This window comes from Absicoccus sp., from assembly GCF_034090965.1.
GTDB classification, from domain to species: Bacteria; Bacillota_I; Bacilli_A; order Erysipelotrichales; family Erysipelotrichaceae; genus Absicoccus; species Absicoccus intestinalis.
Genome location: NZ_JAXDRQ010000016.1, coordinates 13631 through 29513 on the forward strand (window position 1 = coordinate 13631; position 15883 = coordinate 29513).

14 protein-coding genes are annotated in these 15883 nt (G+C 39.6%); 4 read left to right on the top strand and 10 right to left on the bottom strand.

What is annotated here, in order from left to right; all coding sequences use genetic code 11:
* Window positions 1-44: 44 nt before the first annotated feature.
* The 7 genes from SOS22_RS02600 to SOS22_RS02630 all read right to left on the bottom strand — a co-directional run bounded on the left by SOS22_RS02600 (window position 45) and on the right by SOS22_RS02630 (window position 7661).
* Entirely contained in the window at window positions 45-1745 is a 1701-nt protein-coding gene (locus SOS22_RS02600) for a phospho-sugar mutase (protein ID WP_320596244.1), read from the bottom strand.
* A gap of 93 nt (window positions 1746-1838) precedes the next feature.
* A complete protein-coding gene (locus SOS22_RS02605; RefSeq protein WP_022092731.1) occupies window positions 1839-2105 on the bottom strand; it encodes a phosphocarrier protein HPr in 267 nt (88 codons plus the stop codon).
* Window positions 2106-2223: 118 nt separating this feature from the next.
* Window positions 2224-3666 carry a glycogen synthase GlgA gene (gene glgA / locus SOS22_RS02610; protein WP_320326558.1) on the bottom strand — a complete coding sequence of 481 codons (1443 nt, stop codon included), beginning with the start codon at window positions 3664-3666 and terminating at the stop codon, window positions 2224-2226.
* Entirely contained in the window at window positions 3666-4775 is a 1110-nt protein-coding gene (glgD, locus tag SOS22_RS02615; RefSeq protein WP_320596245.1) for a glucose-1-phosphate adenylyltransferase subunit GlgD, read from the bottom strand. The genes glgA and glgD overlap by 1 nt, the downstream gene beginning before the upstream one ends.
* A gap of 2 nt (window positions 4776-4777) precedes the next feature.
* Entirely contained in the window at window positions 4778-5917 is a 1140-nt protein-coding gene (locus SOS22_RS02620; protein ID WP_320596246.1) for a glucose-1-phosphate adenylyltransferase, read from the bottom strand.
* Between the two features lie 94 nt (window positions 5918-6011).
* A complete protein-coding gene (locus tag SOS22_RS02625) occupies window positions 6012-7235 on the bottom strand; it encodes a chloride channel protein (protein ID WP_320326555.1) in 1224 nt (407 codons plus the stop codon).
* Window positions 7236-7271: 36 nt separating this feature from the next.
* Window positions 7272-7661 (bottom strand): desulfoferrodoxin family protein, encoded by a 390-nt coding sequence (locus SOS22_RS02630; protein WP_320326554.1) that lies wholly within the window; start codon window positions 7659-7661, stop codon window positions 7272-7274.
* 56 nt (window positions 7662-7717) lie between these two features.
* Between SOS22_RS02630 and SOS22_RS02635 the strand changes: the two genes are divergently transcribed.
* Window positions 7718-8635, top strand: a complete 918-nt coding sequence (locus tag SOS22_RS02635) for an RluA family pseudouridine synthase (RefSeq protein WP_320596247.1) — start codon at window positions 7718-7720, stop codon at window positions 8633-8635.
* Here SOS22_RS02635 and SOS22_RS10875 read toward each other — a convergent pair.
* From SOS22_RS10875 to SOS22_RS02645, 3 genes are read right to left on the bottom strand one after another with little or no spacing between them, the layout of a single operon-like run.
* On the bottom strand, window positions 8529-8954 hold the full coding sequence (locus SOS22_RS10875) for a prepilin peptidase (RefSeq protein ID WP_370659487.1): 426 nt from the start codon (window positions 8952-8954) through the stop codon (window positions 8529-8531). The genes SOS22_RS02635 and SOS22_RS10875 overlap by 107 nt on opposite strands.
* Window positions 8955-8989: 35 nt before the next feature.
* Window positions 8990-9865: an RluA family pseudouridine synthase gene (locus SOS22_RS02640; RefSeq protein WP_320596248.1), complete on the bottom strand. Its 876-nt coding sequence runs from the start codon at window positions 9863-9865 to the stop codon at window positions 8990-8992.
* Complete coding sequence (locus tag SOS22_RS02645) at window positions 9852-10490, bottom strand: HAD family hydrolase (protein ID WP_320326551.1); 639 nt, start codon at window positions 10488-10490, stop codon at window positions 9852-9854. Before SOS22_RS02645 ends, SOS22_RS02640 begins: the two co-directional genes overlap by 14 nt.
* A 108-nt stretch (window positions 10491-10598) precedes the next feature.
* Here SOS22_RS02645 and SOS22_RS02650 point away from each other — a divergent pair, with 108 nt between their 5' ends.
* From SOS22_RS02650 to SOS22_RS02660, 3 genes are read left to right on the top strand one after another with little or no spacing between them, the layout of a single operon-like run.
* Window positions 10599-12104, top strand: coding sequence for a 4Fe-4S dicluster domain-containing protein (locus tag SOS22_RS02650; RefSeq protein ID WP_320326550.1), 1506 nt, complete (start codon window positions 10599-10601; stop codon window positions 12102-12104).
* Window positions 12105-12159: 55 nt separating this feature from the next.
* The gene (locus SOS22_RS02655) at window positions 12160-14091 is read left to right on the top strand and encodes an NAD(+) synthase (RefSeq protein ID WP_320596249.1); all 1932 of its coding nucleotides are present in this window, start codon (window positions 12160-12162) and stop codon (window positions 14089-14091) included.
* Window positions 14088-15425 (top strand): MATE family efflux transporter, encoded by a 1338-nt coding sequence (locus SOS22_RS02660; protein ID WP_320596250.1) that lies wholly within the window; start codon window positions 14088-14090, stop codon window positions 15423-15425. The genes SOS22_RS02655 and SOS22_RS02660 overlap by 4 nt, the downstream gene beginning before the upstream one ends.
* Window positions 15426-15883: the final 458 nt, after the last annotated feature.

A 15883-nucleotide genomic window follows, 5' to 3' on the forward strand; every position in this document is an offset into this window, starting at 1 on the left:
CGAAAAAAACAGGAATCCATGACGATTCCTGTTTTTTTATGTCTTTATGCACCCGTTAGTTCCGACATGGCTTTTTGTGCCAATTCGGTTTTCTTATGTGCATCGGCTTTATCTGTACCGCGGATACAATAGTAGAATTTGCATTTTGGTTCAGTACCACTTGGTCGTACCGCTACCCAACTGCCATCTTCTAGGAAGTATTTTAATACATTCGACTTGGTGAATCCTTCCAATGGTCGTACTTCGCCATTTTCATGGATCGTTTGCGTCTGGAAGTCTTCGCTTTTCACAACTTTGACACCCGCAATTTCTTTTGGTGCTTCGGCACGAAGATCCGATAAGATCTTTTGGATTCGTTTTGCACCTTCTTCACCCGATAAAGTCAAGGCAACTTGTGATTCTTCATACGTACCATGACGTTGATACAATTCTTCCAACACATCCACTAGATCTTTTCCTTGTTGTTTGTAGAATGCACAAGCTTCTGCCAAAATCAATAAAGCTTGTGGGGCATCTTTATCACGAACAAATGGTTTTACCAAAGATCCATACGACTCTTCATAGCCAAATACATAATTCTTTTCATGCGTTATTTCATATTTGGCTACTTTTTCACCGATGAACTTAAATCCCGTCAATGTTTTTTCGGTTTCAACACCATAATCTGCAGCTACTTTTTCACCCAAGTCACTCGTTACGACCGTATTAAACATAACCGGATGTTCAGGCATTTTATGTTGCGCACGCAATTGAGAACAAATATATTCGATTTCAACCGAACCCGATTGATTTCCTGTCATGACAACATATTCCCCATTGTGTTTCACACCGACACCCATACGGTCTGCATCGGGATCACAAACCAAGATCAAATCAGCATCATTTTCTTTCGCATATTTCAATGCCAATTCATACGCACCAGGTTGTTCTGGATTTGGTGTTGGCGTACAAGAGAAGTCCGGATCTGGTGTACATTGTTCTTCTACCGGAATGCAAGTGTAGCCAGTCATTTTAAAAATGTCACGTACAGGAATATTGGCTGTACCATGTTCTGGTGAAAAGACGATCTTGATGTCTTTTTTTACGTCTGGATTCAATTGAATGCTTAATACATGCTTGTAGTAATCTTGATCTACATCATCACCCATAACAGTGATCAATTTCTTTTGTTCTTCAGTACAATTGGCATCGATTGCTAATTCATCCTCGATGGCATTCACTTCTTTGATGACTGCATCGGCCAAAGCAGGAATCAATTGACAGCCTTTATCATCATACAATTTATAGCCATTATATTCTTTCGGATTATGACTGGCCGTGATCATGATCCCACCGAAACAATGATTGTATCGAACCGCAAAGCTCAACATAGGAGTTGGACGCAAAGAATCATAAACAAATGAAGCAATATTATTTTTCGCTAAGAGGTCGGCACAATCAAAAGCTAATTCACGAGACATATGTCGATTATCATAACCAATCGCAACGCCTGCTTTACAAGCTTCTTCGCCATTCTTTTTGATATAATTTGCGTAACCTTGTGTTGCTTTACGAATGGTATGAATATTAATACGATTGGTTCCAGGACCTAATAAACCTCGCATACCCGCTGTACCAAACTCAATCGTTGTGTAAAACGCATCATTTTTTTCTTCTTCGCTCATGTTTTCTAAGACATCTTTGTAGCGAGGATCCAAATTGGGATGATGCACCCATTTTTCATATCTTTCTTCAACTAAAGACATATACTTCCCTCCATATTTAAGTATATTATAACATATGAAATCGTTTTCATTTATAAAAAAAGACCACTTTCGTGGCCTTTTTATTTGCATCAATTAGTCGATGATTTTTTGTGCACGCAATACTTCTTCGATAGAAGCAATAGCAGCATCTTCATCTTCACCATTGCAGCTAATTGTAATTTCTGACTGTGTAGGGATTCCTAAAGACATAACACCCATGATTGATTTCATGTTTACTTCGCGTCCTTTGAAAGCAACGTTAATTTCACTTTTGAATTTAGAAGCTGCATTAACAGCTACCGTTGCAGGACGTGCATGAAGTCCTACTGGATCTACTACAGTTACAGTAATTTGTTTCATTATGATATTCCTCCTACTTCAATAACTACAAATATATTAATCCATTTTAGCTGAGAAAACAATACATATTTCTTATTTTCACAGGGATATGTAAGCGATATAGCTATCGCAAAAAAGCTTATTGATTCATCAGTTCATTGTACAGCAATGAATACGTGTTGGCACTATTCTCCCACGATACATCGGTATTCATCGCATTGGTTTGCAGCATTTGCCAATCGTCTTTACGATTGTAGTATACATCGCATGCGTAATATAAAACATTGATCAAATCGTTGGAATCATACTTTTCAAAGCTAAATCCATTTCCGCTCTTCTCATATTCATTGTATGCATCGACTGTATCTTTTAATCCACCTGTTTCACGCACCAAAGGTAGAGTTCCATAACGAAGCGAAATTAATTGTGAAATGCCACATGGTTCAAACAAACTTGGCATCAAGAACAAATCACTGGCAGCATAGATGCGATGGGCCACTTCTTCATTATAGCCATTATAGAATACGATCTTACCTTTATTGCCATTTTCCAAATCACGGAATTTGTTTTCGATCGGAGCTTCACCTGTACCAAGGATGACCAGTTGAATAGGAGCTGCACATAAAGCATCTAATTGCTCCATCAATAGATAAAAACCTTTTTGCCAAGTCAAGCGACTTACACAGCCAACCAACAAAACATCTTCATCTTGATTCAATCCCAATTCCTTCTGTAAAGCCAATTTATTTTTGAGCTTTTGGACCCGCACATTGATCTTATCATAATGATATTCGATCATTGGATCCGTTTTGGGATCCCAAGATTTGGTGTCAATGCCATTGACAATGCCCCATAAATCGTACTTACGCATATTGAGGACAGCTTCCAAATGTTCACCATATTGTGGCGTCAATATTTCTTGTGAATACGTTGGAGATACGGTCGTCACTTTATCGGCATATAAAATACCTGATTTCATGAAAGAAATGCCACCATCAAATTTCACATTTCCATTTTCCATTAAATAATAAGGCAATCCCAAACAAGAATCTAACATTTCTGGTCCAAAATTTCCTTGGAACAATAAGTTATGGATCGTATATACGAAACGAATCGCATTGTATCGAGGGTCCGAATCATGGGTTTCTTTGACCATACAAGGAATCATACCGGTTTGCCAATCATGACAATGAATGATATTTGGCCAATAATTCAATTGATTCAGCATTTCAATGACAGCTTTTTGGAAATACGCAAAACGCTCGCCATCGTCATCATAGCCATATAAAGTATCTCGTTCAAAGTATCCTTGATGCTGAATAAAGAAGTAACATACATCACCTTCCATCTTGGAATATAAACGTACGGGCACTTCATGATAATTGATTGATACTGAATATTCACAATCAAAATATAATTCACTTTGATATTTTTCCCAGATCTTACGATAAAGTGGAATGACTACTTTTACTTCATGTCCTTTTTGCGATAATGCTTGTGGCAAGGAACCAACCACATCTGCCAGTCCACCTGTCTTGATAAAAGGCAATGCTTCACTGGCAACCATTAAGATTGAAGCCATTATACAGTCTCCCTTCTACCAATATATAGAGGTTTGTCCGATTCACCTTCTAATTCCTTTTTGTGAATGATATTTGCATATTTATCAACAATGACATTTTTTAAGTGGGCATTGGCAGCAACCGTTGCTTCTGGCATGATCAAGCAATTTTCGATCACAGAATCTTTACCAATCACTGCTCCCCGTCCAATGATCGAATTAACAACTGTACCCGAAATCTTGGAACTATTGGAAACATAAGAATTGGTTGCATTACCGCCATTTGGATAGATGGCAGGACTTGAATCATACGAACGTGTATACACAGACCAATTTTGTAATTGTTTCATATTTTCAGGTTCTAAGGTTGCCATATTTGCCGCATAATAGGATTTTAGATCATATACATAGTAGATCTTCTTGCGATATGGAATACCACGAATATCCAATTCACTGCATAAATCGTTGACAATATCACGTAACCAATATAAGGCTGATGTTTTTCTTGCTTCGAGGATGGCATTCACAAAAATCTCTTTTGACATGATATAGGTTTCCAACGATAAACTACGATTTTTATATTTACCGATATTATATCCTAAAGATTCGATTCCTTTTTGACGATTCAATTGAACCGTTGCACAACCAATATATTCTTCTTTGGCCGTATCGATATTTTGATACAAAATCGAAATATCCGCACCACTTTCGATATGTTGATCTAAAAGCTCTGCATAATCCGCTTGATAAATGATATTTGTTGGGGCAATGATCACATATTCACAATTGGATGTTTGAATACTATGTAAATTATCATAATACGTATCCACATCAGGTGTGATTCGACCCGTTATATTTTCTTTATATAATGGCACCAATTCCAAATTTCCATGTTTCGCATTGATATTATATTGACGGCCTCGACCAATATGCTTGAACAATGGTTTTGGATTTCCATTGATATAAATTTGGATATTATCCATTCCGCTATTTGTCATATTTGACATGGGAAAATCGACCATACGGAAACGTCCCATAAAATTGAAGGCTGCCATAGGACGATACGATTGCATTCCTTCTACATATACGCTGGAGTCATTATAAGCGATGATACCTAATGCTTTTGCCATGATTATCCACCTTTCTTCACATGTTTTGCCACTAAAGTGACTTCTTTACTTGATAAAGAACCAACTTTTGTATCGGCATCGATCTTGATGTTATCTGCGACCAAAGCCTTATAAACTTTTGCACCTGCACCTACAGTAACACCTGGTAATAATACCGATTGTTCGACGATAGCCCCTTCTTCAATCGTGACACCATTGGAGATGACGGATTCTTTCGCATGGCCTAAAATAATGGCTCCTTGATTGACATAAGAATGTTCTACTTTTCCATTTGGTCCGATATATTCTGGCAAAGCCGGAATGTCTTCCGTATAAATTTTCCAAGTTGGATCATCTAAATTCAATTCACTGCTCTTATTTAATAGATCCATGTTGGCTTCCCATAAGGAATCAATGGTTCCAACATCTTTCCAATACCCTTCAAAACGCCAAGCCACTAATTTTTTTCCTTGATTTAAATACGATGGAATGATATCTTTTCCAAAATCATGGCTTGATCCTTCCACTTTCATATCGGCAATCAATTCTTTACGCAATAATTTCCAATTGAAGATATAAATACCCATACTTGCCAAGTTGCTCTTTGGCTGAGCAGGTTTTTCTTCGAATTCAACAATGTTTCCATCCTCATCGGTATTCATAATACCAAAACGACTGGCCTCATCCCAAGAAACAGGTAATACCGCAATGGTCGCATCGGCATCATGTTCTTTATGATATGCAAGCATTTTCGCATAATCCATCTTATAGATGTGGTCACCCGATAAAACTAAAACATATTCAGGATCAAAACGATCGATAAAATCGATATTTTGAGTAATGGCATCCGCCGTTCCTTGATAGACATCAAATTTGGTTCCATCTTTCTCACTTGGTGGTAATACATAGACACCGCTGCCTCGCGTATCCAAGCCCCAACGTTGTCCTGCACCGGCATAGGCATTCAATTCAACGGGTTCATACTGGGTCAACACACCCACGATATCAATACCTGCATTGGCACAGTTGCTCAATGGGAAATCGATGATACGATATTTTCCACCGAAATGTACGGCCGGTTTCGCGTTTTTAGCCGTCAAATCTTTTAAACGCGTTCCGCGCCCGCCCGCTAAAATCATGGCGAGCATATTATTCTTTTCCATACTCATCCTCCTAATACTAAGTATTTACTAAAAAAATTATAACACAAAATGAATCGATGTATATAAATTAAGTTAAATTGTAAGAGTTTACATACTAAATTCGTAAATTTCTTTGCAAAACATAGATGGAATGATTTTTATTCAATAAGAAGGCGATGGCACAGACAATAAAAAAAGGCATAAAATACTGCGTACCAAAGATTTCCATACCAATCGCAATGGGTGCCAACAAGGTATTGGTTCCCGCGGCAAATAAAGCGGCATATCCCAAAGCGGCTGCAAACATAGGAGGAATCCCTAAAAGCGTACCAATCCAATAGCCTAAACACGTACCAATCGTAAATAATGGCATGACTTCACCACCTTGAAAACCACTTGCCAAAACCAAAACGGTCATGACCAATTTTAAGATCCAGTCCCACGGATAAATTGTTTTCCCAGTCATGGCCGCTTGGATCAAATTCACACCCAAACCACAATATCGACCATGATACAAAGTCGCTAATAATACCGCACACAGGATGCCCATGATAAAGATTCTTTGATATGGATTTGGCCAAAGCTTTGCTAAATTATTACGCATAAATTGCAAGCTTTTTGAAAAAAACATACCAATGAAAGCACATACGATGCCCAATACGATCACCCGCAACATCAAGAAAAAAGTGATCGACACATGTGGCAAGACAAATTGGGTGGCATGGATCCCAAACAAACCAGAGATATATGCAGCCATAAAGGATCCAGTCAAGGCAGAACAAAGTCCTTCATAGCGAATCGCTCCCGATACTAAAACTTCAAGCCCAAAAAAAGCGGCCGCGATCGGTGTCCCAAACAAGCCTGAAAAACCCGCTGCGATTCCGGTTTCCAGCAACATGGATTTTGGAATGGAAAACGGTAACTTTTCACCAATGCGATACGATAATGTAGCGCCAATTTGTACGGCTACACCTTCTCGACCTACACTGCCACCCACAAGATGGGTCAGCCAAGTCGAAATCGCCATACAAGGTACTAAAAGATAGGTGATGGTACTATATTTTCCTTGATCGACTTTAAAGACTAGATTCATTCCTTCTTTGCTTTTGCCGCCATAATGCACAAAGATATAAACGATCAATAACCCGGCAAAAGGCATCAATAGAAGCAATGGCATCTCTAAGCCCACGCGAATTTTAAAGATTCCATTTAATACAAGACAAAATATCGTTTCGGCCAAACCAACGATGGCACCAATCAGACAGCCAACCAGTGCATAATAGATATACCGTAACCAAATCAAGCCATTTTTCTTAAAACCATCTTCAAAAAACGTCATACACTCTCCCATGAAAAAGCTCTGTTTAAAACAGAGCTATGCAATATCCATTTCCGCTTTCCAAAGACCATGCAAGTTACAATATTCATACACCACAACATGTCCCTTGCGATTTCTTAAAGCAATGCTGGCTTCAGGTGCTTGGCCAGGCACCAATGAGATCCTATCCATGCTACCATCTTCAAATTCTGCCCAGATATTCATGATATAATGAACATCCTGCATTGGATGAGGAACACTACCTACCTTGACGATCAATGTATCGTTTTCCTGGCTTAAGACAGGTACATGTTTTTCCATGGCCGCATCCACTTCGCCCGCTTTTAATTCCCGTGTTGGGCTACCGCAACAAACAGGTGTACAACCACTTTTTTGTTCAATCATTTCATACACATTTCCACACTTATCACATTTAAAAATACGCATATAAATCACTCCTTTTCTATTCCAATTATAACACGTATCCGTGCTATACTGAATCTATGAATCACTTTATTTTCCTCTATTTGGATGCGTATCAAATGCAAATCATGCCCCAACAAGATGGAACGAAACAAGACTTTATCCAAGCTTTTCATCTGTCCAAAAGAAAAGCAGCACAATATTCGATCCCGGCGCAATACAAAGCCCATCAATTGATCACGATCTACTTTCCATGGGAAGATTCGATCATCGTTTCAAGTTCCGATCCAATATCCATCATCTATGAAGATGAGATCTTGCTCGTTGTCAATAAACCCCCTTTTTTATTGGTGCATGACGATGGAAATGGCAACCCATCTCTACAAGATCAAGTGAGTGCCTATCTCTATCAATGTGGCTGGCCACATAAAGCCCAAGCCTGTCATCGTATTGATTTTGAGACCAGTGGCCTGGTTTTATTCTGCAAGAATCCTTTCTTTCAAGGAATGCTGGATCATCTTTTCCGGTCGCATGAAATGCAGAAAACGTATCGTTGTCTGGTGAAAGGGAAATTTCCTGCCAACATCAAAGAAGCGAATTTCTCGATAGGACGCCATCGACATGAGAATGCCATGATCATCCATCCACATGGAAAACCAGCACACACCCAATTTCAACGGATCCAGGCTACGCCTACCGTTTCTTTTTTACATGTCAACTTGTTGACGGGACGAAAACATCAAATTCGACTACATTGTGCACATCTATCCCATCCCATCATCAATGATCCACTCTATGGTCAAATAGAAGATGATCAAGGATTGATGTTGCAAAACTATCAAATGGAATTTGTGCATCCCCTAACCCAAAAAGAACTTGTCCTTACTCTACCTATCGAATCCAGATTCGACCAAGCATGGCGTAAAAGAGTCCATATCCATGCTGCCAAGCCAACCAGCATCCTAGACTTAAACAAGTTAGAAAAGGAATCATCTTAAGATTTCGAACGTAAGCTAAAATGAGCCCTATACCAATTCCAGTGAAGAGAGCTATACTCATTCTTTCATAGCCCAAAAGAAAACCGAAATAAGCCAAAAAGGCAACGTCGGCTGTCCCTATCCAATCGGGATGGATACGATACAGCAACCAACCGATCCCGCCAAACAAACCAAGCCCCATACCGGATGAGACAAGATCGACCGGAAAAAAGCAGCCTATCATCACAAGAGATGGCAAGATCCACCATTTGGAAAAATACATCGTTTGCCAATCATTGATCGCAATGGCCAATAAATATAGATAAAAAAAGATGTCCATACGTTTACTATAGACATCCAAAATGAAGATATTCTTTAGATTTCAAAAATACGTTGCGAAATCCGCATGGGTACATGACTCAGATCCAAACGATATGCAACCAAATGATACTGTTTTTCTAAACCTTTATAGCCATACTTGTGATCTCCCACCAATGGATGGTGATAATGCCCCATCAATGCTCGAATCTGATGAAATCTTCCCGTATGCAACTGGATATCACACCATGTCGCATCATTCTTTTTAGCTAGGGTTTTCACATCCATATAGGCTTCTACAAATCCGGGTGTGGGGTTGTCTTTTACGATGGCTTTGGTTCCTTCTTTTTTGATATAGCCATGCATTTGAAAGGAATCCAATAAAAAAGTACCACTGATCAAGGCGCGATATTGTTTTTTGATGGATCGATCCGCAATGGCTTGATTGATGATCCGTAAGGTATTCGCGTTTTTAGCCGCAATGATCAAGCCAGCCGTATTGCGATCCAAACGATGACAGATCGTCGGCGCAAAACTGTGATCCGCCATCGTATATTCTCCCTTTTGGTAGAGATAGGCTTGAAGTCGGGAAACCACACAATCTTGTTGTTCTTTTTGATCCGATTGACTCAACAATCCTGCCGGTTTATTGATGATCAAAAGATTCTTATCTTCGAATACGATATCCAATTGGGTGGATGCCGTTGGCACTTCTCTTTCCTTTTCTTTCAATACATCCGGTGGCAAAAATAATAAGATATGATCATGGATCTGTAACTTCTGATCATAGGTGCATCGTTTTCGATTGACTTTGATCTTCTTTTTACGAATTCCCTTATACATCATGGATTTCGATAGATCTGGAAAGGTCTTCAATAAAAATTTGTCCAATCGTTGTCCTGCATCATTTTCGGATACTTCAATCTCTTTCATAGATATACTCCAAACTATCTGATAATTGATTTACAACCGGTGTGGGCATCTTCTCTAAGGTCGACTTGGCTTGATGGCCACTCGCCACCAATACACAATGGGCATCGATTGCCTGAGCCACTTCATAATCATGGACCGAATCGCCGACAAACCACAATTCATCCCATGGATTCTGTTTTCGATAGGCTTGTGCCAATTCGACTTTGCTCTTGGCATAGATGTCTTCGATACCATAAATCCCATCCATATGTTGTTCCAAAGGAAATTGTTCAATTTGATCCAATAAAAAAGCTTTCTTGCTGGCCGATAAGATCACTTGTGGCGTTTTTTTCTTTTCTACTTTTTCAATCGTATCCATCACATCACTATATAAGGAACAATGCATACTTTTAGCTTGATAATCCTCCATATATTCTTGAGCCAATACTGAAAATGGTGTTTGCTCAAAATCAAATCCAATTCGTTGATAATAATCAGCGATTGGAAAACCAAATACATTTCGATAGGCATCAATATTTGGCAATGGATCTAATGCATGATTTTTCAATAATCGATTGATACAAGAAAAACATAGATGTAAATCATCAAACAATGTACCGTTCCAATCCCATACAATTTTTTTCATAGTTAGATTGTACCATATTATTTGTGAAAAAAATCACTTTTAAAAGCATCATAAGTTTGTTATTATGTTAACAGACAGAAGATAAATATTGAGGTGAAAGAAAAATTTATGCGAGGAGTATACAATTCAGTAACAGATACGCGCAGAAAGGTCTTTGCTGCCATTGCCGAAATGGCCTATAACGACAACGAAGACTATGCGAAACAAATGGAACAAGTTCCCTATGACATCTTACCAGGAAATCAAGAAAATGTCTTCCTAGAGCGTGCCATCATTGGTGAACGTTTACGTGTAGGAATGGGACTCGATCTAAGAGATGTGAGTGAAGCTGGCGTTGTCAGTGATGGTATTGAAAATGGTATTCAGCCCGAAAAGTATTATGAACCACCACTAGTGAACATCATCAAGTTTGCCTGCAATGCCTGTCCAGAAAAAAAGGTCATTGTCACGGACATGTGCCAAGGATGTTTTTCTCATCAATGTACCGAAGTATGTCCAAAGAAAGTGGTTTCAATTGTCAATGGACGTTCGCACATTGATCAAAGTGGCTGTATCAAATGCGGCCGTTGTGCCGAGGCTTGTCCTTACCATGCAATCATCAAGATGGAGCGTCCTTGTGCTTCCAGCTGTGGAATGAATGCCATCAGTTCCGATGAAAATGGCAAAGCCGAGATCAATTATGATAAATGTGTCAGTTGTGGACAATGTTTGGTGAACTGTCCATTTGGCGCAATCGTTGATAAAGGACAAATTTTCCAAACTATCTATGCGATGAAACAAGGCTATGAGGTCATTGCGGCTATTGCTCCGGCCTTTGTTGGTCAATTTGGTCCCAAAGTGACTCCCGATAAAGTCAAGACCGCATTGAAAGAATTAGGTTTTGCCGATGTAGTAGAAGTAGCCATTGGCGCCGATCTTTGTACGATTGACGAAGCCGAAGATTTTTTGAAAAATGTTCCAGAAAACTTAGACTTTATGGGTACAAGTTGTTGCCCTTCTTGGTCGGTCATGGCGAAAAAAGAATTCCCACAATTTGCGAAAAATATCTCGATGGCCCTGACCCCAATGGTGCTAACGGGTCGTTGGATCAAAAAGCGTAAACCAAAAGCCAAAGTGGTCTTTATTGGTCCTTGTGCCGCCAAAAAGTTGGAAGCAAGTCGTCATTCGGTTCGTAGTGATATTGATTTTGTATTAACATTTGAAGAAGTCATGGGTATGTTCCAAGCCAAAGGAATTGACCTTGAACAAATTACGGTCGATGATCCATTTGTGGATGGAACCAAAGCCGGTCGTCAATTTGCGGTCACTGGTGGTGTAGCGGCTTCCGTCAAAGAATTGATTGAAAAAGAACATCCAGACATCAAAGTCAAGGTACAAGCTGCCGAAGGTTTGAAAAACTGCAAGACCATGTTGATGATGGCAAAAGCAGGTCGTTTAAATGGCTATCTGCTTGAAGGTATGGCTTGTCCTGGTGGCTGCGTTGGTGGTGCCGGAACGTTACAAGCGATTCCTCGCTCCAGTGCGTTGGTCAAGAAATATGCCAATGAAGATGAGATGAAAACCGCAGATCTTTCGCAATATGGCGATGAAGTACATGAATTGGTCAATAATTAAGTAAAATATGATAAGATGGATACGTGTTATCCATCTTTTTTTATGGGAGGAAGAAATGAAACGTTATCAATACTATAAAGTCGTGGCTGCCACACCATCGGTTGCAATCGGTGATCCACAAAAAAATGTCCAAGCGATGTTGGATCTTTGTACAAGAGTTCCCCAGGATACGCAATTGATCGTCTTTCCTGAACTTTGCATCACTGGCTATACATGCCAAGATCTTTTTTATGAAGATATTTTATTGAGACAAGCACAACAAGGGCTTTCTCATTTTCTAGAGGCCATGCCTGATCAAATGGCGGCACTTGTGGGTTTGCCTGTCCAAATTCAAAATAAACTATACAATGCGGCTGCCTTTTGTTTTGATCATCGCGTATTAGGCTTTCAATTAAAAACCTATATTCCAAGCTATAATGAATTCTACGAAACGCGTTGGTTCACCAGTGGCAAAAACTGTCCAGTCGATACCATGAATTGGCAAGGAGAAATCGTACCTGTATCGAATGGTCTGGTTTTCTATGATACCACTACGCAGGCATGTATTGGTGCCGAACTCTGTGAGGATCTATGGGTCACCATTCCAGTAAGTTCAAAATTAGCTTTGGCTGGAGCCAACATTTTATGTAACCTATCGGCTTCGAATGATACAATTGCCAAAGACGTGTATCGTCATCAATTGGTCGTGGATCAAAGTGCAAGAACGTATTCTGGCTATGTATATGCCAGTGCCGGTCCCCAAGAATCAACCAGTGATCTGGTCTTTTCAGGCCATGATTTGATTTGTGAAAATGGGACAGTCTTAGCCGAACGCAATTATCTAGATGCCAAGGACTTTATTGTGGGTGAAATCGATATTCAAAATGTCATGAATGATCGCATCCATTTTAAGACCAGCATGGAAGATGAAGTCCACGATGTAAAAACCATCACCTATGCGTCAAAGCCCATCCATACCATCGCCTTGCATCGAACCTATGATGCCTATCCTTTTGTACCCAACGATAGTGAACAACGCATTCATCGTTGCCAAAATATCTTAAACATTCAAGCACAGGGATTGGCTACCCGTCTATCCAAGATCCATTGTGAACATGTCGTTATTGGAATCTCAGGAGGATTGGACTCTACTTTGGCCTTGTTGGTATGTGAACGTGCCTTCCAATTGTGCCAATACGATCCAAAAAATATCCATGCGATCTCTATGCCTGGTTTTGGTACAAGCGTGCGCACCAAAACCAATGCCGATCAATTGATTGATTTGTTGCATGCCTCCAAAGAAACCATTTCAATTGGTGATGCTGTCCATCAACATTTTAGAGATATTCATCATGATCCAAAAATCATGGATATCACGTATGAAAATTCACAAGCTCGAGAACGAACACAAATTTTGATGGATCTTGCCAACCAATACAATGGAATCGTCATTGGAACGGGCGATCTTAGTGAATTGGCTTTGGGATGGTGTACTTATAATGGCGATCATATGAGCATGTATGCAGTCAATGTATCGGTGCCAAAAACCTTGGTTCGCTATATTGTGGAAACGCGTGCTCTACAAGCTCAAAAAGAAGGACAAAATGCATTACATGATGTATTGATGGATATTTGTGATACGCCGGTATCGCCAGAACTATTACCTTTGGATGCTTCTGGTAAAATTGCTCAAAAAACCGAAGAAGTATTAGGTTCGTATGATCTACATGATTTCTTTTTGTATCATTTATTGCGTCATCATGAACAACCGGAAAAGATCTTTGATCTCTGTGTCCAGGCTTTTCCTACCATCGATAAAAAAACCATCAAAAATGGATTACTTACTTTCTATCGACGTTTCTTTGCCCAGCAATTTAAACGAAACTGCATGCCAGATGGCGTAAAGGTTGGTTCCATTTGTTTATCGCCACGTGGTGATCTGCGTATGCCTAGCGACGCCAGTCGCGATCTTTGGTTGCAACAAGTTGAGGCCATTGACATCGAATGAAACCAACATTGATACAAGGCAACATCAAACGAGGAATCCTATATTTTGCGATTCCTTTGTTTTTTTCCAATTTTTTCCAACAATTGTACAATACGGTAGATACTCTGCTTATTGGTCATTTTCTTGGGGATGCCCCTTTAGCGGCATTGGGATCGACCGCTGCTATTTTTGAATTGATCGTTCAGTTTTGTAGCGGGATGGGCCTCGGATTTGGCATTGTGATTAGTCGGTTTTATGGAGCCAGAGATGAGAATCATTTAAAAATGGCCATTGCCGAAAGTATTATTCTAGGCTTTGGCATAGCCTTGATCTTATCCATTGTTTCCTGTGCTTTCATGCCATGGTTGCTCCATGTATTAAAAACTCCAAAGTCTATTTATTCCATGGCTTATGGTTATATCCAGCTCATTGCAGCGACTTTAGTCATCACGATGTTTTATAATTTAGCCGCTTGTTTATTTCGATCGATTGGTAATAGTCTAACCCCCTTATACGTACTGATCATCACTTCCATTTTGAATGTGATCTTGGATACCCTCTTTATTACCCAATGGCATATTGGGATACGTGGGGCTGCTTATGCAACGGTACTTTCTCAAGCCATCGCCGCGCTTCTTTGTTTTGGTCTCATCCACAAAAAAGAGCCTTTGTTGGTACCAGAACGAAAACATTTTCGGATCGATCCCATCATCATCCACGAATTGTTGACACAAGGCTTGGCCATGGGATTTATGTTTTCCATTGTTTCGGTGGGAACCATCATTCTTCAAAGTGGAATCAATCCTTTGGGTACCAACATCATTGCCGCGCATACAGCAGCTAGAAAATGGTTTGCTTTACTGGTATTGCCCTTGGGAACATTGGGAGCTACAACATCGACGTTTGTATCGCAAAATCGTGGTGCCAAACAATGGGAGCGCATCGAACAAGGCATTCGCTTTTGTATACATTTTGATTGGATCTATACTCTTGTACTGACGGGTATCGTTTTTGGCTTTGCCCAATCGATGATCCATCTATTGAGTGGATCGACCAATCCCATTGTCTTGGAAAATGGCACGCAATACTTACGGATCAATATTCCTGGTTTTGTGGTCTTAGGTCCTTTATTGACATATCGCAATGCGCTCCAAGGACAGGGCTATAAGATCTATCCATTGATTTCTAGTGGTATTGAACTTGGTGGTAAGATCATATTTACCCTATGGATCATTCCGACCCTCGCTTATTTTGGTGTAATTTTGTGTGAACCCGTGGTTTGGTCATTGATGAGCTTGCAATTGTGGATGTCATATCGCCTTATACAAGGAAAAAGAGCTAACCCTTTCGATTAGCTCTTTTCTATGCCATTTGTTCTTCGGTCCTTCTACGTACGATCTGTTTGTTTTGTTATTTTTTCCTTGTACCTTTATCACTTTGACCATTACACTTGATTTCCATACTCTTTCAAAGATGACCATTCTTGAAGATTTGTATTATTTGTCTTCTCTTCGCATTCACCCTTTAATAAGTACTTCCATCATTTCTCATTTGAAACGGCTTTTTCAGAATTTTTTATTCCTACCGCTATCCCCTTCCAAATGATTTATTTAGTACACGTATCCTTCATTCATGCCCTTTGAAGATTTCTTTCCATTGGATCTCTCTTCGCATGCATGTACGTTTCGAATACTCTTCCTTCATCCAAAACAGCTTTTTCAGAACTTTTTTATTCTTACCTCTTTCCTTTTTTGAATGAATCGTTGTACTGTGTATGAACAAATGGTTGATATCGAAGAATATTTCTTCGTAT

Coding starts and splice junctions, on each gene's coding strand:
- SOS22_RS02605 (WP_022092731.1), bottom strand. CDS start 2,105: ATGAAACAAATTACTGTAACTGTAGTAGATCCAGTAGGACTTCATGCA.
- SOS22_RS02655 (WP_320596249.1), top strand. CDS start 12,160: ATGAAACGTTATCAATACTATAAAGTCGTGGCTGCCACACCATCGGTT.
- SOS22_RS02660 (WP_320596250.1), top strand. CDS start 14,088: ATGAAACCAACATTGATACAAGGCAACATCAAACGAGGAATCCTATAT.
- SOS22_RS02650 (WP_320326550.1), top strand. CDS start 10,599: ATGCGAGGAGTATACAATTCAGTAACAGATACGCGCAGAAAGGTCTTT.
- glgD (WP_320596245.1), bottom strand. CDS start 4,775: ATGGCAAAAGCATTAGGTATCATCGCTTATAATGACTCCAGCGTATAT.
- SOS22_RS02645 (WP_320326551.1), bottom strand. CDS start 10,490: ATGAAAAAAATTGTATGGGATTGGAACGGTACATTGTTTGATGATTTA.
- SOS22_RS10875 (WP_370659487.1), bottom strand. CDS start 8,954: ATGGACATCTTTTTTTATCTATATTTATTGGCCATTGCGATCAATGAT.
- SOS22_RS02640 (WP_320596248.1), bottom strand. CDS start 9,865: ATGAAAGAGATTGAAGTATCCGAAAATGATGCAGGACAACGATTGGAC.
- SOS22_RS02630 (WP_320326554.1), bottom strand. CDS start 7,661: ATGCGTATTTTTAAATGTGATAAGTGTGGAAATGTGTATGAAATGATT.
- SOS22_RS02620 (WP_320596246.1), bottom strand. CDS start 5,917: ATGGAAAAGAATAATATGCTCGCCATGATTTTAGCGGGCGGGCGCGGA.
- SOS22_RS02635 (WP_320596247.1), top strand. CDS start 7,718: ATGAATCACTTTATTTTCCTCTATTTGGATGCGTATCAAATGCAAATC.
- SOS22_RS02600 (WP_320596244.1), bottom strand. CDS start 1,745: ATGTCTTTAGTTGAAGAAAGATATGAAAAATGGGTGCATCATCCCAAT.
- glgA (WP_320326558.1), bottom strand. CDS start 3,666: ATGGCTTCAATCTTAATGGTTGCCAGTGAAGCATTGCCTTTTATCAAG.
- SOS22_RS02625 (WP_320326555.1), bottom strand. CDS start 7,235: ATGACGTTTTTTGAAGATGGTTTTAAGAAAAATGGCTTGATTTGGTTA.